Source organism: Streptomyces sp. NPDC037271 (assembly GCF_055603605.1).
Map to the genome: position 1 here is coordinate 104,712 of NZ_JBVJVN010000010.1, position 22,659 is coordinate 127,370.

The 22,659-nt window shown below is 74.0% G+C and carries 25 protein-coding genes and 1 pseudogene; 22 read left to right on the plus strand and 4 right to left on the minus strand.

Annotated features, from left to right (window positions below; all coding sequences use genetic code 11):
* Window positions 1–155 precede the first annotated feature (155 nt).
* A complete protein-coding gene (locus ACZ7G3_RS19115; protein ID WP_470927147.1) occupies window positions 156–389 on the minus strand; it encodes a hypothetical protein in 234 nt (77 codons plus the stop codon).
* On the opposite strand from ACZ7G3_RS19115, the pseudogene ACZ7G3_RS19120 reads away from it, so the two are divergent.
* From ACZ7G3_RS19120 to catB, 20 genes and pseudogenes are all read left to right on the plus strand, one after another.
* Window positions 325–582, plus strand: a pseudogene (locus tag ACZ7G3_RS19120) (TetR/AcrR family transcriptional regulator C-terminal ligand-binding domain-containing protein); the annotation flags it as partial. The gene ACZ7G3_RS19115 and the pseudogene ACZ7G3_RS19120 sit on opposite strands and share 65 nt — an antisense overlap.
* A 276-nt stretch (window positions 583–858) precedes the next feature.
* Complete coding sequence (locus tag ACZ7G3_RS19125) at window positions 859–1,515, plus strand: class I SAM-dependent methyltransferase (protein ID WP_470927135.1); 657 nt, start codon at window positions 859–861, stop codon at window positions 1,513–1,515.
* A gap of 82 nt (window positions 1,516–1,597) precedes the next feature.
* Window positions 1,598–1,915 (plus strand): gas vesicle protein GvpO, encoded by a 318-nt coding sequence (locus ACZ7G3_RS19130; RefSeq protein ID WP_426597660.1) that lies wholly within the window; start codon window positions 1,598–1,600, stop codon window positions 1,913–1,915.
* Between the two features lie 36 nt (window positions 1,916–1,951).
* Complete coding sequence (locus tag ACZ7G3_RS19135) at window positions 1,952–2,470, plus strand: gas vesicle structural protein GvpA (protein WP_470926950.1); 519 nt, start codon at window positions 1,952–1,954, stop codon at window positions 2,468–2,470.
* Window positions 2,467–3,231, plus strand: a complete 765-nt coding sequence (locus ACZ7G3_RS19140) for a GvpL/GvpF family gas vesicle protein (protein WP_470926952.1) — start codon at window positions 2,467–2,469, stop codon at window positions 3,229–3,231. Before ACZ7G3_RS19135 ends, ACZ7G3_RS19140 begins: the two co-directional genes overlap by 4 nt.
* Before the next feature lie 4 nt (window positions 3,232–3,235).
* A complete protein-coding gene (locus tag ACZ7G3_RS19145) occupies window positions 3,236–3,514 on the plus strand; it encodes a gas vesicle protein GvpG (RefSeq protein WP_470926954.1) in 279 nt (92 codons plus the stop codon).
* Window positions 3,511–4,038 (plus strand): hypothetical protein, encoded by a 528-nt coding sequence (locus ACZ7G3_RS19150; protein ID WP_470926956.1) that lies wholly within the window; start codon window positions 3,511–3,513, stop codon window positions 4,036–4,038. Before ACZ7G3_RS19145 ends, ACZ7G3_RS19150 begins: the two co-directional genes overlap by 4 nt.
* Window positions 4,035–4,937 carry an SRPBCC family protein gene (locus ACZ7G3_RS19155; protein ID WP_470926958.1) on the plus strand — a complete coding sequence of 301 codons (903 nt, stop codon included), beginning with the start codon at window positions 4,035–4,037 and terminating at the stop codon, window positions 4,935–4,937. The genes ACZ7G3_RS19150 and ACZ7G3_RS19155 overlap by 4 nt, the downstream gene beginning before the upstream one ends.
* An 18-nt stretch (window positions 4,938–4,955) precedes the next feature.
* Window positions 4,956–5,300 (plus strand): gas vesicle protein, encoded by a 345-nt coding sequence (locus ACZ7G3_RS19160; protein WP_426597666.1) that lies wholly within the window; start codon window positions 4,956–4,958, stop codon window positions 5,298–5,300.
* On the plus strand, window positions 5,297–6,193 hold the full coding sequence (locus tag ACZ7G3_RS19165) for a GvpL/GvpF family gas vesicle protein (RefSeq protein WP_470926960.1): 897 nt from the start codon (window positions 5,297–5,299) through the stop codon (window positions 6,191–6,193). The genes ACZ7G3_RS19160 and ACZ7G3_RS19165 overlap by 4 nt, the downstream gene beginning before the upstream one ends.
* A 35-nt stretch (window positions 6,194–6,228) precedes the next feature.
* Window positions 6,229–6,438 (plus strand): gas vesicle protein, encoded by a 210-nt coding sequence (locus ACZ7G3_RS19170; RefSeq protein WP_470927137.1) that lies wholly within the window; start codon window positions 6,229–6,231, stop codon window positions 6,436–6,438.
* A complete protein-coding gene (locus ACZ7G3_RS19175; RefSeq protein WP_426522593.1) occupies window positions 6,435–6,728 on the plus strand; it encodes a gas vesicle protein K in 294 nt (97 codons plus the stop codon). The genes ACZ7G3_RS19170 and ACZ7G3_RS19175 overlap by 4 nt, the downstream gene beginning before the upstream one ends.
* 149 nt (window positions 6,729–6,877) lie before the next feature.
* Window positions 6,878–7,975 (plus strand): substrate-binding domain-containing protein, encoded by a 1,098-nt coding sequence (locus ACZ7G3_RS19180; RefSeq protein ID WP_470926962.1) that lies wholly within the window; start codon window positions 6,878–6,880, stop codon window positions 7,973–7,975.
* 134 nt (window positions 7,976–8,109) lie between these two features.
* Window positions 8,110–9,441, plus strand: coding sequence for an ABC transporter substrate-binding protein (locus tag ACZ7G3_RS19185; RefSeq protein WP_470926964.1), 1,332 nt, complete (start codon window positions 8,110–8,112; stop codon window positions 9,439–9,441).
* Between the two features lie 26 nt (window positions 9,442–9,467).
* Window positions 9,468–10,454, plus strand: a complete 987-nt coding sequence (locus ACZ7G3_RS19190) for a carbohydrate ABC transporter permease (protein WP_470926966.1) — start codon at window positions 9,468–9,470, stop codon at window positions 10,452–10,454.
* Window positions 10,451–11,314, plus strand: coding sequence for a carbohydrate ABC transporter permease (locus ACZ7G3_RS19195; RefSeq protein WP_426597671.1), 864 nt, complete (start codon window positions 10,451–10,453; stop codon window positions 11,312–11,314). The genes ACZ7G3_RS19190 and ACZ7G3_RS19195 overlap by 4 nt, the downstream gene beginning before the upstream one ends.
* Window positions 11,311–12,342, plus strand: coding sequence for a hydroxyacid dehydrogenase (locus tag ACZ7G3_RS19200; RefSeq protein ID WP_470926968.1), 1,032 nt, complete (start codon window positions 11,311–11,313; stop codon window positions 12,340–12,342). The genes ACZ7G3_RS19195 and ACZ7G3_RS19200 overlap by 4 nt, the downstream gene beginning before the upstream one ends.
* Entirely contained in the window at window positions 12,339–14,252 is a 1,914-nt protein-coding gene (locus ACZ7G3_RS19205) for a DUF2264 domain-containing protein (RefSeq protein ID WP_470926970.1), read from the plus strand. Before ACZ7G3_RS19200 ends, ACZ7G3_RS19205 begins: the two co-directional genes overlap by 4 nt.
* A gap of 546 nt (window positions 14,253–14,798) precedes the next feature.
* Entirely contained in the window at window positions 14,799–15,026 is a 228-nt protein-coding gene (locus ACZ7G3_RS19210) for a hypothetical protein (protein ID WP_470926972.1), read from the plus strand.
* A gap of 138 nt (window positions 15,027–15,164) precedes the next feature.
* The gene (gene catB / locus ACZ7G3_RS19215) at window positions 15,165–17,444 is read left to right on the plus strand and encodes a catalase CatB (protein ID WP_470926974.1); all 2,280 of its coding nucleotides are present in this window, start codon (window positions 15,165–15,167) and stop codon (window positions 17,442–17,444) included.
* 55 nt (window positions 17,445–17,499) lie between these two features.
* On the opposite strand, the gene ACZ7G3_RS19220 is transcribed toward catB, so the two are convergent.
* Entirely contained in the window at window positions 17,500–18,381 is an 882-nt protein-coding gene (locus tag ACZ7G3_RS19220) for a YegS/Rv2252/BmrU family lipid kinase (RefSeq protein ID WP_470926976.1), read from the minus strand.
* 73 nt (window positions 18,382–18,454) lie between these two features.
* Window positions 18,455–20,053: an FAD-binding oxidoreductase gene (locus ACZ7G3_RS19225; RefSeq protein WP_470926978.1), complete on the minus strand. Its 1,599-nt coding sequence runs from the start codon at window positions 20,051–20,053 to the stop codon at window positions 18,455–18,457.
* Between the two features lie 78 nt (window positions 20,054–20,131).
* Between ACZ7G3_RS19225 and ACZ7G3_RS19230 the strand changes: the two genes are divergently transcribed.
* Window positions 20,132–20,749: a TetR/AcrR family transcriptional regulator gene (locus ACZ7G3_RS19230; RefSeq protein WP_470926980.1), complete on the plus strand. Its 618-nt coding sequence runs from the start codon at window positions 20,132–20,134 to the stop codon at window positions 20,747–20,749.
* A complete protein-coding gene (locus ACZ7G3_RS19235; protein ID WP_470926982.1) occupies window positions 20,746–22,332 on the plus strand; it encodes a glycerol-3-phosphate dehydrogenase/oxidase in 1,587 nt (528 codons plus the stop codon). Before ACZ7G3_RS19230 ends, ACZ7G3_RS19235 begins: the two co-directional genes overlap by 4 nt.
* A gap of 33 nt (window positions 22,333–22,365) precedes the next feature.
* On the opposite strand, the gene ACZ7G3_RS19240 is transcribed toward ACZ7G3_RS19235, so the two are convergent.
* Window positions 22,366–22,644 (minus strand): hypothetical protein, encoded by a 279-nt coding sequence (locus tag ACZ7G3_RS19240; protein ID WP_426597680.1) that lies wholly within the window; start codon window positions 22,642–22,644, stop codon window positions 22,366–22,368.
* Between the last annotated feature and the right edge of the window lie 15 nt (window positions 22,645–22,659).

A 22,659-nucleotide genomic window follows, 5' to 3' on the forward strand; every position in this document is an offset into this window, starting at 1 on the left:
TTTGGGGGAACAGGTTTAACCGGGGAAAGGGGAAGGGGAAGTGTTAAAAACCACCGGCAGCCTCGGTGGGGGGGGGGTTTTGGGGGGGGTTGGGGGGGGGGGGGGGGGGCGTCCCCCCCCCCCCCCCCCGCCGTCACGACGACGTCATGCCGGGGTCACGGCGAACGCCGCCCGGAGCGGATCAGCAGCACGCAGCCGCCGGCGAAGAGGACGCCTCCGGCTGCCGCCGGCCAGAGACCGAGACCGGAGCCCGTCTCGGCGAGTCCGCCCCGCACCGCCTGCGGCTCGGCCGCCGGCCCGGCGTCGGCACCGTCACCGCCGTTCGTGCCCTGTGCCGCCCCGGGCGCGGCCGCGGCGGGACTCGCGTCCTTGGCCCGGCTGCTCGGCACCGCACAGGGCGAGGCGCTGCTGCGGCTGAGCGTCGAGCACGACGACACCCTGGAGGACCGGCGCGGCCCCCACTGGAGCGAACGCCTCGACCGCACCGTGCTGATGGTCCGGCGCGGTGTCGAGCGGCGGGAGCCGGCCGCCGGCACCGATCCCGGGCTGCTGATCGAGGCCGTCAGCGGCCCGCTGTTCGTCCGGGCGCTGCTCAGCCGGGCGCCGCTGGACGACGCGCTCGTGCGGGGGTTGGTGGATCTGGCCCTGGACGGCGCCCGGCCCCGCGGTGGGTGCGCGTCCGGCCCGTCCGGCCTCACGCCCTGCCAGGGCCGCCTGCCGCGCTTCCCGGCCCTCGCGGTGATGCGGCGGCCGGGAGCAGGCGGGTGCTCGTGGGTCGCCCGGAGGGCCCCTTGTCGGCGCCCGTTCCCGGTGGCACGATGCTCGCGGCTCCGGCCCGCCACCACCGAAGGGACCGACGTGACCGACGAGCAGCGACGGCCGCAGGCCGCGGCCGCGTTCGACGCGCTGGGCGCCGAGTACGAGAAGGCGTTCGCCGGATCGCACCCGCACCGGCGCTCGCTGGAATGGCTGCTCGGGCGACTCGCGCCGGGCAGCCGGGTGCTGGACGTGGGCAGCGGTACGGGCCGGCCCACCGCCGAGACCCTGGCGGGCGCCGGGCACGACGTGCTGGGCGTCGACATCTCCCCCGTCATGGTGGATCTGGCGACGCGGCAGGTGCCGGCGGCGACGTTCCGGTGCGCCGACATCCGTGACGTACCGCTCGCCGACGCCTCGTTCGACGCGGTCTGCGTGTACTTCTCACTGCTCCAGCTGGACCGGCGGGAGCAGGCGGACCTGGTCCGGCGCCTGGTGCGGGTGCTGAAGCCGGAGGGCTACCTGGTCCTCGCCACCGTGCCGCTGGACGTCGAGGGCGTCGACGCCACCTTCATGGGACAGCCGGTGCGCGTGACCAGCTTCAGCGCGCAGGACCTCACCACCGTGGCCGAGGAGGCCGGCCTGGAGGTACTGGCGCAGGAGGCGTCGCTGTTCACCCCGGCCCACCCGGACGCGCGGCCGGAGCCGCACCTCTTCCTGCACTGCCGCCGCCGGGCCGCCATCGCGCCGGGCGTCTGACCCACCGACGGGCGGGCTTCACAGCCCCCGGATGGGGTAACTGCGCACGCGCGGACCGGACCCCGCGGCCAGAGTGGGCAGCATGACAGAACCTGGCGGGCGACGGCGCGGCACGACGTCCACGACCACGCGCGAGCGTGCCGTGCGGGGCGCCCGGGACGCCGCCCAGCGCGCCGCGGACGCCCTGTCCGAGCTGATCCGGCATCGCCTGGAGGGGGTCTCCGCGGTGTGCCGCAGCGAGGACGACGGCTGGATCGTCAACGTGGACGTGCTGGAGGTGGCACGCATCCCCGACACCACCAGCCTGCTCGCCACCTACGAGGTCGAGCTGGACCCGGCGGGCGACCTGCTCCAGTACCGCAGGGTCGCCCGCTACCGGCGCGGTGCCCAGGACCAGTGACCGGGCCCCGCGACCCGCATCCGGAAGGACCCCCGCATGATCACCTACGACGACGAGGTCGTCTGCGCGCCCCGCGCCGGAACCCTCTACGACGTCCTGGAACTCATCCTCGACCGCGGCATGGTGATCGACGTCTTCGTGCGCGTCTCCCTGGTCGGCATCGAGATCCTCAAGGTGGACGCCCGCATCGTGGTCGCGAGCGTCGACACGTATCTGCGGTTCGCCGAGGCCTGCAACCGTCTGGACCTGGAGTACGACGCACGCTCCAAGACCGTTCCGGAACTGTTCGGCGGGCCGGTCGCCAAGGCCATGGGCAGGGCGGGTGCCAAGCGGACGGCTCGCTCCCTGACCGACAAGGTGCGGGACATCCTCACCCCCGAGGAGGAGGCGGAAGACGTGGCAGCCCTGCCCCGCGAGCGCGAGCACATCCGCGAGCGCGCGGAACGCGCCCGGGACCCGCAGCGGCCGCGCGGCAGACCGGCCGCACGCACCCGTGACGAGGACGACCGCCCGCGCAGCCGGCCCCGCCGGCGTGTGGAGACGGAGGACGAATGACCGCGCCGGCCACCACCACGACCACCACCGCACCGCTGAAGGCCCTGTACGTCTACGGCATCACCCCCGCCGGTGTCCGCGCCCCCCGCTCCCTGGGGGTCGACGGTGCCCCGGTACGGCTGCTGACCGGGTCCGGCCTGTGCGCGGCGGTGTCGGCCGCGCCCGCGCGGCTGCGGCCCCGGCGCCGCGACCTGCTGGCCCACCAGGCCGTACTGGACGAACTGGCCGCGCAGGGGCCGCTGCTGCCCATGCGGTTCGCGATCCTCAGTCCCCGACCGGACGTCCTGCTCTCCCAGCTGCGGGCCGATTCCGCCCACTTGTCACGGCAGCTCGACGACGTCCGGGGGTGCGTCGAGCTCAACGTCAAGGGAACGGTCGTGCCCGGCCACTTCGCCGAACTGGTACGCCGGGACGAGGGCCTGCGGAACCTGGCCCTGCGGACGCGACGCCGACCGGACTACAAGGCCAACGTCCGCCTCGGTGAGGCGCTCGCCCGCGGTGTCCGCCGCGAGGCACGGCGCGCGGCCCGGGACGTCCTCGACCACCTGACCCCGCTCGCGGTGCGCACGGTGCGGGGTCCGACCGACGACGAGCAGGTGCTGAGCGCTTCCTTTCTGCTGCGCTCCGCCGACGAGCCGCGGTTCCGGCAGGCGGTGGAGGCGCGGGCACGCGAGTGCGGGGACCGGCTGGCCCTCAGCGTGACCGGGCCCCTGCCCTGCTACAGCTTCGTCGACCCGTCTCCCGCACCGGCCGGGCGGTGACGCGGTGGGCATCCTGAGCGGTCTTCTGCTGCTGCCCCTCGCCCCGGTGCGCGGCACGGCGTGGATCGCCGACCACCTGCTCCGGGAGGCGCGGCGCCAGACCCGTGACCCGCGCGTCGTCCAGGCGCGTCTGGCCGCGCTCAACCGGGCCCTGGACGAGGGGGCCATCGACGAGGCCGCTTTCGAGCGGGAGGAGGAGCGTCTGCTCACCCTCCTCGAACGCCCGTCCCGGTCCGCCGGCCGCACGACCACCATGAATCCGGCGCAGAGAAGGCACGTATGAACGACAGCAAGGCGGCCATGGCGGCGGCCGTGGCGGGCGGATACCTCCTGGGCCGCACCAAGAAGGCCGGACTGGCGTTCGTGGTCGGCTCCTACCTCGTGGGCCGGCGCATCGGCCTGACCCCCGGCCGGGTGCTGTCCCAGGGCCTGGCCGGCCTCCAGCGGACCCCGCAGCTCCAGGAACTGACGGACCAGGTGCGCGACGAGCTGCTGACCGCCGGACGTGCGGCCGTCACCGCCGCGGCGAACCGCACGCTCACCGGCCTCGCGGACACGCTCCGCGACCGTACCGACGCGCTCACGGGCGCGGGCCGGTGGGCCGACGGGGCGACGGACGGGGACGGCGCGTACGAGCGCGACCACGACGACGACCACGACCGCGGCCACGGCGGCGTTCCGGACGAGGACGCCTACTTCGGCGACGAGGAACGGGAGGAGGACCGCGAACCCGCTCCCGCACCGCCCCGGCGTACCGTGCGGCGGACCACGGGTTCCGGCGGCAGGCGCGGAGGTGTACGCCGATGACCCCCACTCGGCAGGAGAACGGAACCCCCTCCCCCCTCGGCGATCTCAAGGACGCGCTCGGCGGATACCTCGCCGCCACGGGGCACAGCCTCGTGGGCAAGGCGGGGGAACGGATCGGCGGGCTGACGGAACGACTGACCGAGTCCGCCGGCGACCGCGGTTCCGGGGGCCGCCGCGGCGCGCGGGGCGGGGCGGGCGGCGGCAGTGTCAAGGCGACGCACATCATGGAGACCGTCGACATCGGGGTTCCCCTGCGCACCGTCTACGACCAGTGGACGCGGCTCCAGGACTTCAGCGGCTTCACCAAGGGCGTCCGCAGCGTCAGCGCCGACGACGAGGCGACGACGGACTGGAACGTCAAGGTCGGTCCGTCGAACCGCAGTTGGAGGGCGACCGTGCGGGAGCAGGTCCCCGAGGAACGGATCGTCTGGACCTCCGAGGGCGCCAAGGGCAGTACGAGCGGCGCGGTCACCTTCCACGAACTGGCGCCCCGGCTGACCCGGGTGGTCGTGGTGGTCGAGTACTACCCGGCGGGCTTCTTCGAGAAGACGGGCAACCTCTGGCGCGCCCAGGGGCGCCGGCTGCGGCTGGACCTGAAGCACTTCGCGCGGCACGTGACCTTGAGGGGCGACGAGGAAGTGGAGGGCTGGCGCGGGGAGATCCGCGACGGCGAGGTCGTCAAGAGCCACGAGGAGGCGCTGGAGGAGGAGGAAGCCGACGCCGCCGAGGACGACGGATACGAGTACGAGTACGGGGAGTACGGGGACGGCGAGGAGGAGGACGGCGAGGAGGAGGACGGTGAGGGCGAGGACGGTGAGGACGACGACGAGGGCCAGGAGGACGAGTACGAGTATGAGGACGAGGACGAGGACGATGAACGTGTCCGCCCGGATCGCTGATCCGGTGGGGAGCACGCGATGACGGACGTCGGACTCCGGTACGCGGGCCCGGACACGCAGCCTTGCGCGCCTGCCACCGGCAACCTCGCCGACCTGCTCGAACGGGTCCTCGACAAGGGCATCGTCATCGCCGGCGACATCAAGATCGACCTGCTCGACATCGAACTGCTCACCATCCGGTTGCGGCTGTTCATCGCCTCGGTGGACACCGCGAGGAAGGCGGGCATCGACTGGTGGGAGACGGACCCGGCGCTGTCGTCCCGGGCCGCACGGGACGCGCTCGCCGAGGAGAACGCGCAGCTGCGGGCCCGGCTCGACGCCCTGGAGGGGGCCGGCGAGGAGACGGCGGGAGCCGCCCGGTGAGCGCGGCCACGACCGGGCCGGCGTATGCCGGCATCGTCTGCGCGTTCGCCGTCACCCGCACCCCGCCGGACGCCGCCACGCTGGCCGCGGTGACCGGTCACGAGGAGGGCGGCCCGCTGCGCGTGCTGCGCGCGGGGGGACTGTGTCTGGTCGTGCAGGACGTCCCCGCGGCGTTGTTCGACGCGGAGGCCTTGGTGGAACGCCTCAACCGGCCCGACGACCTGGAACGCTGCGCCCGGGCCCATCACCGGGGCGTCGAGGCCGCGGCCGGGCAGGGGCCCGTCGTGCCGCTGCCGATGGCGACCCTGTACCGCGGCGACCGGAGCGCGGAGCAGGCCGTCGTCTCCCGGGAGGCGGTGCTGGTCGCGCAGCTCGACCGTCTCCGGGGACGTACGGAATGGGCGGTGAAGGTGCACGCCCGCGAGCACGCGAAGGACGCCGCCGCCGGTGCCGGTGCGCCCGCCGCATCCGCTTCCGGGGCCGCTTCCGGGGGGCGTGCCTACCTCAGCCGGGCCAGTGCACGGCGGCGCGACCGGCAGGACGCGCACGGGAGGGCGGCGGCCGAGGCGGAGGCCGTCGACGCGGAGCTGCGGGGGTACGCCGTCGCCGCGACACGGCACCGCCCGCAGAGCGAGCGGTTGACGGGCCGGCGCGCCCCGCAACTGCTCAATGCCGCCTACCTGGTGGAGGACGCGGAGTGCGCCGCCTTCACCCGCGCCCTGGCCGGGCTCACCGCCGGCGGCCGGCGTCCGGCCGTGGAGGTCAGCGCCTCGGGCCCGTGGATCCCGTACTCCTTCGCCCGCTGGGACGAGGATCCGGCCGCCACGGGGGCGGACCGCACCGGACCGGGCCACGCGGAAGAACACCGCACGGAGCAGGAGGTCCGCACGTGACCGTCCCGGACATCCGCACGCCGGGCCCGGCACCCGTGCCCTGGGGCGATCACGAGCCGTACGCGCCGGTCGGGGTGCCCCTGGTCGACCTCCTGGACCGGGTGCTGGCGACCGGCGTCGTCGTCAGCGGGGACCTGGTCCTGGCCATCGCCGACGTGCCGCTGGTGCGGATCTCGCTGCACGCCCTGCTGTCGTCCGTGAACGAGCGGGTGTCCGCCCCCTGGCCGGACAGCGGGCCGCTGTGACGGCGCCCCGGGCGCACGCCCTCGACCTGGACCCCGAGCGGGTCACGAACGATCTGGCCGCCCTGGTCCTGACCGTCGTGGAGCTGCTGCGGCAGCTCATGGAACGCCAGGCCGTGCGCCGCTTCGACGAGGGCACGCTGAGCACGGAGCAGGAGGAACGGCTCGGCACGGCGCTCATGCTGCTCGACGAACGCATGGACGACCTGTGCGCGCAGCACGGCCTGAGCCGCGGTGACCTGAACCTGGACCTGGGACCGCTGGGCCCGCTCCTCGCGGACCCGGAACCGTAGGGGCCCTCGCGCCAGAGCCGTGGGGGCCCTCGCGGACCCGGAAGCGCAGGGGCCGCACACCGGGCCGGAAGGCGGCGCACACTCGGGACGGGCGATCGCTATGATGACGGCGAAACGCTCAAACGAACATTCTCGGGTGGGGAGGCCTGATGCGGGAGCCGGTCGATCTCAGGCGTCAGCGGATTCTGGCGGCGGTCCAGGCGCGCGGTACCGCGCGGGTGCGCGATCTCGCCGACGAGTTGCAGGTCTCCGTGGTGACGGTGCGCCGTGACGTGGAGGAGCTGACGCGGGAGGGGCGGTTGCGGCGGGGCCACGGTGTCGTCCGGTCCACCCTGCCCGCCGAGGAGGCGCCCGCCGACGCGGCCGGGGCGGCCGGGGACCGGGTGGCCGTGGTGGTTCCCGTGCGGCACTCGTACCTCAACGAGGCCATGCACGGTGCCCGCACGGTCCTGGAGGAGGCCGGGCTGCGCATAGCCCTGCACCTCGCGCCGCAGGCGTCCGGCGCCGAACGCCCCCTGGTGGAACGGGCGCTGGCGGACGGGGCGCACGGTCTGCTGATCGCGCCCCGCTGGCGCGGCCGGGCCGACGAGGAGGCCGACCACGAGTGGCTCGCCGCGCTCGGGGTGCCGACGGTGCTGATGGAGCGCCGCCCGTGGCGCGGCAGCGCGCTGCACGCCCTGGACTCGGTCTGCTCGGACCACTGGTACGGCGCGCACCTGGCCGTGGAACACCTGGTGGGGCTCGGTCACCGGCGCATCGTGTTCGCCACGCGCCACGACAGCCCCACCGCGCGCTCATTGCGTGCCGCCTTCGCCGAGATCGCCGAGGCACACCCGATGGTGGAGCGGTGGGCATGGACGCTCGTCGCGCCGGAGGCCGGGGCCGACGGACCGTACGCGGCGGACGAGACGGCCGAGTTGCCCGCGCTGATGCGCAAGGTGGGTGCGACGGCCATGGTGCTGCACGGCGACGTGGACGCGCTGATGGTCGTCCAGCGGCTGGCGGAGGAAGCGGTACGCGTGCCGGAGGACTGCTCGATTGTGGCGTACGACGATGTCGTGGCCGGGCTGGGCTCGCCGCCGCTGACGGCCGTGTCGCCACCGAAGACCGAGGTCGGCCGCATGGCCGCGGAACTGCTGCTCCAGCGGCTGTCCGAGACGCCCGGCAGTCGGCCGGGCCGGCGCGTCGAGCTGCTGCCGCGGCTGATGGTGCGGGGATCGACACATCGCGTGAACGAGGACGAATGACGGTTTGATCGTTTGAGTGTTTCATTTTCTTCTGATCGATCTCTTGACCGTTTGTTTCAGGGCGTCCAGGATTCCCGTGTCCCGAACAGTCGGGTCCGCACCCACGCGGACCCGCAGGAGCCGCGGGAGGCGCCATGCCCGGACGACCCAGCCGTCGGTCCGTGCTCGCCGCGATGACCGCCGTACCCCTGACAGGAGCCGTGAGCGCCTGCAGCGGGGGGAACGGCGCATCGTCGGCCCGCACGGGCTCCACCACGCACATCACCTTCTGGTCCGCGCTGCGCGGCAGCCAGGAGGTGGTCGACGCGTTCAACCGCACCCACCGGAACATCCGGGTGGAGTTCCAGCAGATCCCCTCCGGCGGGCAGGGCGGCTACGCCAAGCTCAGCAACGCCGCCCGGGCCGGCAACGCGCCCGACGTCGCCACCATCGAGTATCCGCAGGTGCCCGGGTACGCCATCGACGGCGTCGCCCTCGACATCACCGACCTGGTCGGCGACGGCCTGCGCCGCAAGCTGCTGCCGCAGGCCCTCGGACTGACCACCTTCGAGGGCCGGGTGTTCAGCGTGCCGCTGGACGTCGAGCCCATGGTCATGCACTACCGCGCCGACCTGTTCGACCACTACGGACTGCGGGTCGCGGGCACCTGGGACGAGTTCGCCGAGCAGGCCGCGACCGTGCACCGCAAGGCGCCCGACCGGCGGCTGGCACTGTTCCCCACCGACGGGATGACGCAGTTCGCCGCGTACGCCTGGCAGGCGGGCGCCCGGTGGTTCGACACCTCGCGCGGCGCCTGGAACGTCTCCCTCGCCGACGCGCCGTCGCGGCGGGTCGCGGACTACTGGCAGCAGCTCATCGACCGGGACGACGTCTTCATGAACGCCGTCGAGAGCAGGCAGTCCGACGCGCAGATCGGCAACGGCCTGGTCCTCACCCGGCTCAGCGGCGCCTGGGACGCCGGCGCGCAGATGAACGCGCGGCCCGGGCAGAAGGGCCAGTGGCGGATCGCGCCGCTGCCGCAGTGGGACACCGGCAGCCCGTCCGCCGGCACCCACGGCGGGTCGACCTTCGCGGTGACCAAGGACAGCCGGCATCCCGAGGCCGCCATGGAGTTCATCGAGTGGCAGGTCTCCCACCCGGACGCCCTGCGCGCCCGCCTCTCCAGCGGCACCAGCAGCCAGTACCCGGCCGCCCCCGGCCTGGTCTCCGTGGGCCGCGACGCCTTCGACCGCTCGTACTACGGCGGGCAGGACGTCTACACCTTGTTCGAACAGGAGGCCGAGAAGATCGGCGAGCAGTGGCTGTGGGGCCCGCGGATGAGCGCGACCCAGAAGGTCATGCAGGACTCCTTCGCCCGCGTCAGCGGCGGCCAGGGCAGCCTCGTCGAGTCCCTGCGGGCCGCCCAGGAGGGCACCATGCCCGACCTCAGGGCCCTCGGCCTGTCCACCACCCAGCACAGCACCTGAGCCGACGAAAGGCAGGTGACACCCCCATGACCACGACCACCCACACCCGGGTGCCGGCCGGCTCCTCGCCCGCCGCCGACCCAGCGCCCTCCGCGTCGGGACTGCGTGCCCGCAGGGCGGCCAAGCGCCGCCAACTGACCGCCGCCGGCGTCCTGATGACGCCGTTCTTCGCCCTGCTGGTCACCGTCTTCCTGATCCCCGTCGGCACGGCCGTCTACCTGAGCTTCTTCAGCGACGACCAGCCCGGCCTCGGTTTCGGTCCCGAGCGCACCGTCTTCGTCGGGCTGCGCTCCTACGCGGCCGTGCTCACCGACCCGACCTTCCTCGGCGGGCTCGGCACGGTCGCGCTGTACTGCCTGATCTACATCCCCCTGATGGTGGCCGGCGCGCTCGCCCTCGCCCTGCTGCTGGACTCCGGCGCGGTCCGGCTGCGGGCCTTCGCCCAGCTCGGGCTGTTCCTGCCGCACGCGGTGCCCGGCATCATCGCGGCCCTGATCTGGCTGTACCTGTACACGCCCGGCATCAGCCCGGTCATCGAACTCTTCGCCCAGGGCGACATCACGATCGACTTCCTCGGCATCCACACGGTCGTCCCGTCCATCGTGAACATCGCGCTGTGGAGCAACCTCGGCTACAACATGGTGGTCTTCTACGCCGCCCTGCAGGCCGTGCCCCGCGAGGTGATCGAGGCGTCCGTCGTCGACGGCGCGGGTCCGGTGCGCACCGCGCTCCAGGTGAAGACGCCGCTGGTGCGCGCCTCGATCGTCATGGTCGCCATCTTCACCCTGATCTGGGCGCTCCAGCTCTTCACCGAGCCGATGCTGCTCAGCCAGTCCTCCCCGATGATCAACTCCCGCTTCTCGCCGAGCATGTACATCTACGACGCGGCATTCACCCGCAACAACTACAGCCTCGCGGCGGCCGCCTCGGTCGTCCTGCTCGTCTGCACCATCGCCCTGTCCTACGCCGTCACCCGCTTCACCAGCCGCGTCGACGCCGAGGAGGCCCGATGAGCGCCACCGACAGCTCCCTGCTCCGCCCGAAGCTGCTGGGCCGGGCGACGGTCAACGTGGTCGTCGCGATCTCCGTCCTGTACACACTGCTGCCGGTGCTGTGGCTGGTGCTCGCCTCCACGAAGACCCGGGACGCGCTCTTCAGCAGCGACCTGCTGTCCCTGAGCGACTTCTCCTTCGTGCAGAACCTCCAGGACCTGTTCGCCATGGACGGCGGGCTGTACGGCCGCTGGTACGTCAACAGCCTGCTGTACGCCGTGCTGGGCGCGGCCGTCGGCGCGCTGGTGAGCGTCGCCTGCGGCTACGCCTTCGACAAGTACCGCTTCCGGCACAAGGAGAAGCTGTTCGGCCTGGTCCTGGCGGCGGTCATGGTGCCGCAGACGGTCCTCGCGCTGCCGCTGTACCTGATGGCGTCCGAAGCCGGCCTGGTCAACACCTTCTGGGCGGTGTTCATCCCGGTGCTGTTCAACCCGTTCGGTGTCTACCTCGGCCGGATCTTCGCGCGGGGCTATGTGCCCGACGAGGTGCTGGAGGCGGCGCGCGTGGACGGGGCGGGCGAGCTGACCACGTACGCCCGGGTGGCGCTCAGGATGCTCGGTCCCGGTCTGGTCACCGTCTTCCTCTTCCAGCTGACCGCGATCTGGAACAACTTCTTCCTGCCCATGGTGATGCTGTCCGACCAGGACCTGTATCCCGTCAGTCTCGGGCTGTACCAGTGGAACAGCGCGGCGTCCGTCTCGCCGGAGTACTACCCCGTGGTGATCATGGGTTCGCTGCTCGCCGTACTGCCGCTCATCCTCGCCTTCGTCCTGCTCCAGCGCTTCTGGCGGAGCGGGCTGACCGCCGGAGCCGTCAAGTGACATCGCACTCCCCCGGTCCCGGTTTCCGGCCCCGTGCCGCCGTGGCCATGTCCCGGGACGCCGCCTCGGCCGTCCTCGACCCGCAGTCCCTCGACGCCTTCCGCCGGGTCTGCGACCTCGCGCCGTTCCCGGTGCTGGACGACCTGTCCACGCCGCGGGCCAGGTCCGCGCTGGCCGACGTCGACCTGCTGATCACCGGCTGGGGCTGCCCGCCGCTGGACGCCCGGGTCCTGCGGGCGGCGCCGCGGCTGCGGGCCGTGGTGCACACGGCGGGCAGCGTCCGCGGGCATGTCACCGACGCGTGCTGGGAGCGGGGGGTCGAGGTCTCCTCGGCCGCCGCGGCCAACGCGCTGCCGGTGGCGGAGTACACGCTCGGCATGATCCTGCTCACCGGCAAGCGGGTCCTGGAGCGGGCCCGCGACTACCGGGTGTCCCGGAAGCGCGGCAACTGGCTGCGCACCCCGCTCGGCATCGGCAACTACCGCCGCACCGTGGGCATCCTGTCCGCCTCGCTGATCGGCCGCCGGGTCGTCGAACTGCTGCGCCCGCACGACGTCGACGTCCTGCTGCACGATCCGTACGTGAGCGACGCGGACGCCGCCGGACTCGGCGTCGAACTCGTGGACCTGCCCGAGCTGTTCGCGCGCTGCGACACCGTCAGCGTGCACACCCCGCTGCTGCCCGCCACCCGCCACCTGGTCGGCCGTTCGCTGATCGACGCGATGCCGGCCGACGCGGTGCTCATCAACACCTCCCGGGGGGCGGTCGTCGAGCAGGAGGCGCTCACCGACGCGGTCCTGGCGGGCCGGATCCGGGCGGTGCTGGACGTCACCGACCCCGAGGTCCTGCCGCCGGACCACCCGCTGTGGGACTGCGACAACGCGCTGATCACCCCGCACCTCGCTGGCTCCGAGGGCAACGAGTGGCGCCGCCTGGCCGACCTCGCCCTCGCCGAGACGACCCGCTGGGCGTCCGGTGCCGGCTTCCTCCATCCCGTACGACGCGAAAGGCTGGCGTTCCTGGCATGAGCATCCCGTTCGAACTGCCCACCGAGGACCGTGCGCTCAGCCCGTACACCGGTTACACCCGGGCGCACTGGGAGGCCGTCGCGGACGGGCTGCTGTGGGCGGCGTGGCGCTGGAGCACACCCGGCTGCGCCCTGCTCGACCTGCCGGGGCGCCCCTCGCGCTCGGGCGTGCGCTCCGACGGACTGGAGGGCTTCGCCCGGACCTTCCTCGCGGCGGCCTTCCGGGTCGCCGGCGCGGACGGCGACGACCCGCACGGCTGGCTGGACCGCTATGCGCGCGGCCTCGACTCGGGCACCCGCACGCCCGGCCGCGAGGACACCGAGTCCTGGCCGCTGATCCTCGACCACGACGTGCAGGGCCAGCCGATGGTCGAGTCCGCGTCGGTGGCGCTCGGGCTGCGGCTGACCGCGCCCTGGCTGTGGAAGAACCTCGACGCCGGGGTGCAGGACCGGGTCGAGGCATGGCTGCGCGGGGCGCTCCGGCACGTGCCCGCGCCGAACAACTGGTACCTGTTCCCGTACACGGTCGCCGGGTTCCTGGAGTCGGTCGGCCGCGGGGACGCCGAGACGGCCGCGGCCCGCGGGCGGGCGCTGGAGCTGATGGAGGGCTGGTACCGGGGCGAGGGCTGGTACGCCGACGGTGACGGACGCGCCTTCGACCACTACAACGGCTGGGCGCTGCACCTGTACCCGGTGCTCGACGGCCACCTGGCCGGCGACACCGGACAGGCCGCCGCCCGGTACGGGGAGCGGCTGCGCACACACCTCGACGGTTTCGCGCTGATGTCCGGCGCGGACGGGGCTCCGCTGCACTACGGCCGCTCGTTGTCGTACCGGTTCGCCGCCTCCGCGGCCGTGGGCCTGGGCGCGGTCACCGGGCACACGCCGCTGACACCGGGCGCCTCGCGGCGGCTGGCGAGCGGCAGTCTGCGCTACTTCGTCGAGCGCGGCGCGGTGACCGACGACGGGCTGCTGAGCCTCGGCTGGCACGGCCCGCACGGGGCCACCCTGCAGTCGTACTCCGGCCCGGCCTCCCCCTACTGGGCTTCCAAGGCGTTCGTGTCGCTCCTCGCCCCCGCCGGCCACCCGCTGTGGACCGCCACGGAGGAGGCCGCGCCGGTGGAGGAGGCCGACCGGGTGCTGGCCCTTTCCGCGCCCGGACTGCTGGTGCAGGCGACGCGCGGCGACGGGATCGTACGGCTGCACAACCACGGCAGCGACCATGTCCGGCCGCACGAGGGCGAGTCGGCCGTCGAGGACGACCCGCACTACGGGCGGCAGGCCTACTCGACCCGGACCGGCCCCACGGCGCCCGGGAACGTCGCCGACAACCACCTGTCGGTGGAGGTGACCGGCCGGCGCAGTGTGCGGCGTCGCGTCCATCCGCTCGGCGCGGGGCAGGGCGACGGCTGGGGCTGGGCGGCGTCCTGGCACCGGCCCGTCTTCGCCGGCGGGCCACCGATGGTGCCGGGGCTGCGGGTGGAGAGCGTGACGGTGGCGCGGGGGCCGTACGAACTGCGGGTGCACCGGGTGCTCGGGGCGCCGGCCGGCGCCCGCCTCACGCACACCGGTTGGGCGACCGGCCCGGAGGAGCCGCTGGTCTCGGCGCTGCACGGCCTGCACGGCTGGCGCCCCGAGCCGGAGACCGTCCGCGCCCCGCAGGGCACCGCCTACGCGCCGTGGGCCGAGCTGCCCCGGCTGTCCGGCGACGCGGGCGGCACCTCCCTGCACGTCTGCCTGGCCGCGCTCACCGGTGAACCGGGCCCCGGCCCGCTCGCGGAGGCCGTCACGGAGGTCGTGGCCGGTGACACCGGTGTCGAGGTGGTCTGGGCGGACGGCGGTGGGCGGACGCGGGTCTCGTTCGAACCGGTGGGGGTGACGCACACGGTGAGCGGGCGCGGGTCTCTTTGACGGGGTGGCCGGTCGCGGTCCGCCGGGGCGACCGGACCGTACCGAGGTGAAGGGCCCCTGGTAACGGGCCCACTCGTCAGGCATGTCCACCGCTCCACCGCCGAGCAGCGCACCGTCGTGGCGGTCCCCGCCGGGTGCCGTCGGATGTCCAACCGAACCGCTTCTCCGCTCGGTTGGGCAGGGAGCGGGGGATGTGCGCCTCGGTGGCGTGAAGGCCGGGTGTGGTGTGACCGAGGGCTGTTCAGCGGGGCACGGGGGGGGCGCGCGTGCTGGTGTCCGGGGCGCCGCGGTAAGCAGCACGCCGTCTTGGCCTCGGGTAGGCACAGACGTGCGGGGACGTGCCCGGTGCGGGGACGTGCTCGTCGCGAGGTGCTCTTCCTACCCGCCGGGCCCGGCTCAAGGCGTACTGTCCCGGCGCGAGCCGTGGCCTCCGGGTGCCGGCCCCCGCACGCCCCGGCCGGGTCCTCCCCCGTGCGCACGTCTCCGGTGGCGCGCCGCCCCCGGCCCGGTGACGCTGGTACGGCACCGGTGAGAAGGAGTTCCCCCATGCGCAAGTCGTCGTGGGCCGTGACCGCGGCCCTGGCCGTGCCGGTACCGTGCGCCGCTTCGGCCGAGGCCGCCGTACCCCACGCCGGGCCTCTTCCGGGCGACGTGACGGCGACCGGGTGCGTCCAGGGCGGCGGAGCGACCGCCGCGTCGGCGGGCAGGGAGGAGACGGGCTCTTTCACGGCTGGTTGCCGGGGCGGCGCCCACGACGGGGAGAGCGTCACCTGAGCCGGCCCCTCCGTTCCCTCGCGCCCATGCCTTGAGTCCCGATCGCTGGGTACGCGGTCACGGCCCACCACCACGACAGTCGGTACTCGAACACGACCGGCCGCGTGCAGCGGCCCGCCCAGAACGGAGAGAAGGCTGATGAGCGAGGCCAACCCCCTCAAGCGGGTAGCCCACAAGGTCACCGAGAGCCTGCAGGGCGACGGTGGCGGACCGGCGGACGGGATTCCCGGCAAGCCCGGCCCCGAGTCGCCCTCCGTCGCGGAACCCACCGAGCCCCGGGAGCCGTTGCCGCCGAAGCCGGACCAGAGCGGTCCGGACACCGTGTCGCCGACCGGTCAGCCCACGGGAGCCGACCAGGCCCGGGTGGCGCAGTCCGGGAGCTACCTGACGAACGCCCAGGGCACCCGGCTGTACGACACGGACCACTCGCTGAAGGCCGGGCCGCGCGGACCCGTACTGCTGCAGGACCATCACCTGCGCGAGAAGGTCATGCACTTCGACCACGAGCGCATCCCGGAGCGCGTGGTGCACGCCCGGGGCGCGGGCGCGCACGGGGTCTTCCAGAGCTACGGCACGGCGGCCTCGGTGACGAAGGCCGGGTTCCTCGCGGCGGACGTGGAGACGCCGGTGTTCACGCGGTTCTCCACGGTGGTCGGCTCGCGGGGGTCGTCGGACACGGTGCGGGACACCCGCGGCTTCGCGACGAAGTTCTACACCAGCGAGGGCGTCTTCGACCTGGTCGGCAACAACATCCCGGTCTTCTTCATCCAGGACGCCATCAAGTTCCCGGACGTCGTGCACGCCGCGAAGCCGCATCCCGACCGGGAGATCCCGCAGGCGCAGAGCGCGCACGACACCTTCTGGGACTTCGTCTCGCTGCACACCGAGGCGACCCACCACACCATCTTCTTCATGGGCGACCGCGGCATCCCGCGCTCCTACCGGATGATGGAGGGCTTCGGTGTCCACACCTTCCGGCTGGTGAACGCCGAAGGCGCCACGACGCTGGTGAAGTTCCACTGGAAGCCCAAGCTGGGCGTGCACTCCCTGGTGTGGGACGAGGCACAGATGATCAACGGCATCGACCCGGACTTCCACCGCCGGGACCTCGCCGACGCCATCGAGGCGGGCGCGTACCCCCAGTGGGAGCTGGGCATCCAGACCTTCCCGGACAACCCGGAGCAGACCTTCGAGGGCATCGACCTGCTGGACCCGACGAACCTCGTGCCCGAGGAACTCGCCCCGGTGCAGCCGGTCGGCCTGCTGACCCTGAACCGGAACCCGTCGAACTTCTTCGCCGAGACCGAGCAGATCGCCTTCCACGTCGGCCACCTCGTCCCGGGCATCGACGTCACCGACGACCCGCTGCTCGCCGGGCGGCTGTTCTCCTACCTGGACACCCAGATCACGCGTCTCGGCGGCCCCAACTTCCCGCAGTTGCCGATCAACCGCCCCCAGGCGCCGGTCAACGACATGCTGCGCGACGGCATGCACCAGACCGCCGTGCACCGGGGCGTGGCCCCCTACCGGCCCAACTCCCTGGACGGCGGCTGCCCGTTCACGGCCGGGGCGGACATGAGTGCCTTCGTCGAGGCGCCGGTCCGGGTCCCGGAGGCGGTCAAGGTGCGGGAGGCTCCGGAGTCGTTCGCGGACCACTTCAGCCAGCCGCGGCGGTTCTGGCTGAGCATGAGTCCGGTGGAGCGCGAGCACATCATCGGCGCCTACACCTTCGAGCTCGGCAAGTGCTACGAACAGGCCGTCAGGGAACGGACGCTCCAGGTGCTGGCCAACATCGACCCGGAGCTGTGCGCGGGCGTCGCCGAGGGCCTCGGCCTGCCCGCACCGCGACCGACCGTGCCGCTGGCCGACGTCGAGCCCAGCCCGGCGCTGTCCCAGCTCGGCCGGACCTGGCCCCTCGACGGCCGGGTCGTCGGCATCGTCACCGGCGGGGCGGATCTGGAGGGTGTGACGGCCGTACGGGAGGCGGTGCTGAACGCCGGGATGGTGCCGCTGGTCGTGGCGCCGACCGGCGGCACCATCGGCTCGGGCGACGCGGCGCTGACCGTCCAGCGCAGCTACGTCACCGCGCGGTCCGTCGAGTTCGACGCCGTCCTGGTGGCGGGGACGCCCGACATGGGCGGCGACGCCTACACTCCGCGGGACTACAAGGCCACTCCCCCGCCCGCGCGGCCGGGGACGATCGACCCGCGGGTGAGCCTCATGGTGTCGGAGGCGTACCGGCACGGCAAGGCGATCGGTGTCTGGGCGGGCGGCGAGGCCGCGCTCGAGGCGTCGGGCGTGCCCACCGACGCTCCCGGTGTGGTCGTCGCGGCGTCCGGCACCGCGGCCCTGGAGCAGGTGACGGAGCTGATGGGCGCCCACCGGGTGTGGGAACGCTTCACCACTCCCCGGGGCTGATCCGCGCGCCCCGTCGGGCCGGTCGCCGAAGCCGGCGGCCGGCCCGGCGACGCGTTCAGCACAGGACGCGCAGCGCCCCGGGCAGCACTCTCGCCGTGACGGGGACGACGGCCTCGACCTCGCCGTCGGCGCCGTAGGGTATGGCCCGGTCGGCCTCGATGCGTACTTCCCGGCCCCGCAGGACGCGCACCTGGGGCCGGTGGACGTGGGCGCCCGACCCCAGCTCGTTCATCAGCGCGAAGAACAGCCGCCGGGGCGCGTCGTGGATCATCACGACCTCCAGCAGGCCGTCGTCCACCCGGGCGGCGGGGGCGATGAGGCGGTTGGAGCCGTAGTAGCCGGAGTTGGCGGCCACGGCGGTGTAGCCGGTGAACGCGTGCTCCTCGCCGTCGACGGTGACGCGGTAGCGCGTCGCGCGCCAGGTGGTGATGGCGCGCAGCGCGCCGGCGTAGTAGGAGGCGGTGCCGCGCAGCAGGCGCGCGTTGTTGGCGTGGTGGTTGGCGAGCGCGTCGACCCCGGCATAGACGCTCCCGAGTACGACGGTGCGGTCGTGGACCGCCGAGGTGACCTCGATGGTGTCCACGGGGCGGGGCTCGCCCCGCAGCAGCAGTCCGGCGAGGACGGCGGGGTCGGTGGGCAGGGCCAGGGCGCGGGCGAAGTCGTTGCCGCGGCCGGCCGGGACGAGGCCGAGCAGGGCGCCGGTGCCGCTGAGGGCGCCGCCGATTCCGCCGGCCATGCCGTCGCCGCCGACGGCGAGCACGACCCGGCCCCGCGCTCCGGCCCGCCGGGCGATGTCCCGGGCGTGCGCGAGGCTGCGGCTGTACTCGGTCTCCAGTTCGGCCCCCGCCTCCCGCAGCAGCCGGGCCACCCCGAGCAGCGCGGCGGCCGAGGTGGCGCCGCCGGCGGTGGGGTTGACGACTGCGGTGAACTGTCGCATCGGTGTGCCTCCGGGGCTGACGGGTGATGCCGGACTGTTGTCTCACGGGGTCGGAGCGCGCTGGGCCGCGGGGTCAGTCCTCGGGCAGCAGGACGCCCGGGCTGAGCAGTCCGGCGGGGTCCAGGCTCCGCTTGACCGCGCGCAGGGCCTCGACGCCGAGGGGGCCCGCCTCCCGGACGTACCAGTCGCGGTGGTCGGTGCCGACGCCGTGGTGGTGGGTGATGGTGCCGCCCGCGGCGAGGATCGCCTCGTTGGCGGCGTGCTTGGCCCGGGTCCAGTGCGCGACGGCGTCGTGGCCCTGGGCCGAGACGACGGTGAAGTAGAGGGAGGCGCCGTTCTCGTAGACGTGCGAGATGTGGCACATGACCAGCGGCAGGGTGCCGGCCCCGGTCAGGGTGCCGGTGAGCGCGTCGCGGACGGCCGCGTACAGGGCGGGGATCCGGGACCAGTAGGTCGCGGTCTCCAGGGTTTCGGCGAGCGCCCCGGCGTCGAGCAGCGCGTCGCGCAGGTACGGCGCCGAGTAGCGGCCGCGGGCCCAGCGCTCCCCGGGTTCCTCGCCGGCGAACGTGCCGCCGCCCTCGCGCAGTACGGCGGCGGCGCCCTCGCGGCGGTACGCGGTGTCCCGCGCGGTGCCCTCGAAGCCGACGACCGCCAGGCATCCGGCGTCCTGCCGCTCCGGGGAGGCGCCGACGGCGTCGGGCTGGGCGAGGCCGATCAGGGTCTCGGTCTCGTCGGACAGCCGCAGCACCGTCGGACGCGGGCCGTCCTGGGCGAGCCGGCGCAGCGCCGCGGCGCCCTCGGCGAAGGAGGCGAAGCGCCAGCCCTCGTAGCGGCGGACCTCCGGCACGGGCCGCACGCGCACGGTGACCGACGTGATGACACCGAAGGCGCCCTCGGAGCCCAGCACGAGCTGGCGCAGGTCGGGGCCGGCCGCCGAACGGGGGGCGCGGCCCGTGTCGAGGGTGCCCCGGGGGGTGGCGAGGGTGAGGCCGAGGACCATCTCGTCGAAGCGTCCGTAGCCGGCGGAGGCCTGTCCGCTGGAGCGGGTCGCGGCGAAGCCGCCGATGGTGGCCCACTCGTAGGACTGGGGGAAGTGGCCGAGGGTGTGGCCGTGCCCGGCGAGGAGCGCCTCGGCCTCGGGGGCGCGCAGGCCGGGTTGCAGGGTGGCGGTGCGGGAGACCTCGTCGAGGTCGAGCAGGCGGTTCATGCGGCGCAGGTCGAGGGCGACGAAGGTGCCGTCGCGCCCGGGGGCGAGACCGCCGACGACGGAGGTGCCGCCGCCGAAGGGGACGAGGGCGAGACCGTGCTCGGCGCAGGCCTCCAGTACGGCGAGCACCTCGTCGTGGCCGTCCGGGAGGACGACGGCGGCCGGGGTGTCCGCGGTGTCGCCGGTCCGCATCCGCAGCAGGTCGGGGGTGGACTTGCCGCGGGTGTGGCGTATCCGGGTCTCCGCGTCCGTACGCACGCCGTCCGCGCGGTCGCCGACGGCGGCCTCCAGTGCGCGGCGGGCGGCCGCGTCCAGCGGCGATTCGGGTACGTCGATCTCCTCCAGCGGGACGGAGGCGGCGTGGCGCGGCTCGACGCCGAGCAGCTCGCGCAGCAGCCCGGTCACCGTGTCGGGCAGCGGCGTCGCACGGGCCGGGTCGCCCCAGCCGTTCCACAGCATGTCCATGGCCTGTCGTCCTCGCGGTCGGTCGGGGGATGCCGTCGGGTGGTGTCCGCACGGCCTCGGGGCGTTACACTGTTACACATGACGCCTAACCGTCACAATGACTCGGGCCGACCGAACACCTCCGACAAGGACGCGGTGCTGGACGCCGTGCGCGACTGCGTACTGGCGGTCGGGGTCCGCCGGACGACGATGACCGACGTCGCCCGCCGGGCCGGCGTCTCCCGGATGACGCTGTACCGGCGCTGGCCGGACGTGCGGTCCCTGGTCGGCGATCTGATGACCCGGGAGTGGATCGCGGTGGCCACCGGCGCCGTCCCCGAGCCCGGGCCGGGGGTGGCCACGCGCCCGCGCATCGTCGAGGGACTGGTCACCGGGGTGGAGGCGTTCCGCGCCCATCCGCTCTTCCGCAAGATCGTCGACGTCGATCCCGAGCTGCTCCTGCCCTACGTCCTCGACCGGCGCGGGGCCAGCCAGGAGGCCCTGCTGGGACTGCTGGCCGACTCGCTCGCCGAGGGCCACGCCGACGGGTCGGTGCGCCCGGCCCACACGGGGCGGCAGGCACGCTCCGTGCTGCTGATCGTCCAGTCCTTCGCACTGTCGCTGCGGACCATGACCGAGGAGGACGACGCCGAACTGTCCCCTGCGGCCTTCCTCGCGGAGCTGCGCACCGTCCTGGAGAGGACCCTCACGCCATGAGCCCGACCGGCAGCACCCCCGCCGCCGGGGCCTCCCTGTCCGCCGCACGGCGCTCGCGCGAGCTGACCGGGGCCGTCGGCGGCCCCGTCGTGGACGTCCTGGTCGTCGGTCTCGGCGCGACCGGCGCCGGCGCGGCCCTGGACGCCGCGGCCCGCGGTCTGAGCGTCGTCGCCGTGGACGCCCACGACCTGGCCTTCGGCACCTCCCGCTGGAGCTCCAAGCTCATCCACGGCGGCCTGCGCTACCTCGCCTCCGCCCAGCTCGACGTCGCCCACGAGAGCGCGGTGGAGCGCGGCGTGCTGATGGAGCGCACCGCTCCCCACCTGGTGCGCGCCCAGCCCTTCGTACTGCCGCTGACGCCCATGGTCTCCCGTGGCCGGGCCGGGCTGGCGTGGGCCGGGTTCCGGGCCGGTGACGCCCTGCGTCTGGCGGCGCGCACCGCCCGGGCCACGCTGCCCGCGCCGCGCCGGCTGTCCGCCGTGGAGACCCGCCACCTCGCGCCGGCGCTGCGCTCCGACCGGCTGCGCGGCGGGCTGCTGTCCTGGGACGGCCGGCTCACCGACGACGCCCGTCTGGTGACCGCGCTCGCCCGGACCGCCGCCGCGCGCGGTGCCCGGATACTGACCCGGGTGAGGGCCCTGGAGCTGACCTCGTCCGGCGCCCGGATACGCGACGAGCTCACCGGCGAGGAGGGCGTGATCCGCGCCCGCGCGGTGATCAACGCCTCTGGAGTGTGGGCCGGCGACCTGGTCGACGGCATCCGGGTCCGCCCCTCCCGCGGCACCCACCTGGTCCTGCGCTCCGACCTGCTCGGCCCGCTGCCCGCCGGCCTGCACGTGCCGGTCCCCGGGGAGACCAACCGCTTCGTCCTCGTCCTGCCCCAGGGCGACGGCCGCGTCTACGTCGGCCTGACCGACGAGCCCGTGGACGGGGACGTACCGGACGTGCCCGAGGTACCCGAGACGGACGTCGGCTTCCTGCTGGACGTGCTCGGTTCGGTACTGGAGGCGCCGGTCCACCGCGAGGACGTGGCGGGCGCGTTCGCGGGCCTGCGTCCCCTGCTGGACACCACGTCCGCGGACCGGCCCGGCAGCGGGCCCCGCACGGCGGACGTCTCACGCCGGCACGCCGTGCTCACCTCGTCCGAGGGCGTGATCACCGTGGTCGGCGGCAAGCTCACCACGTACCGGCGGATGGCCGAGGACGCCGTGGACGCCGCCGTCGCGGCCCGCCGCCTCGGCGCCGGACCGTCCCCCACCGCCGCGCTGCCGCTGGTCGGCGCCGCCGCACCGCACGCGCTGGCCGCGCTGCGGGCGCCGCGCCGCCTGGTGCGGCGTTACGGCACCGAGGCACCGGCCGTCCAGGCCCTCGCCGACCGCGACCCCCGGCTCGGCGAGCGCGTCCTGCCGGGCCACCCCGTCACCGGAGCAGAGCTGCTCTGGGCGCTGCGTCACGAGGGGGCCCTCGACGAGGGCGACCTGCTCGACCGCCGCACCCGCATCGGGCTGGTGCCCGAGGACCGGGCGGCGGCGCTGCGGGCCGTACGCGATCTCGTCGGCGAGGTCCCCGCCCGGCGGGGCTGAACGGACCGGTCCGTCCGGTCCAGCCCTGCCCGGTCAGGTGCCCTGTCCGGCGTCCTGGACGGCCTTGCGGACCTTCGCCTCCAACTTGTGCCGGGACTGACCCCCCTCCTTGACATACTCCGTCATCGCGGTCTGCGCGTCCCGGTCCAGGTCGCGCCAGGCCCGTACGGCGGTCTCGTACGTGTGCGACTGCCGTGCGGTCCACTGATGCTGCGTGGGAGGCCCGTACGAGTCCCGCAGCTCCTCGACCCGGTGCTGTGCCAGGTCCGCCGCGCGACGCTTGTGCACGAGCTCCTCGAATGTGTGAGCCACCACATATCGACCGTA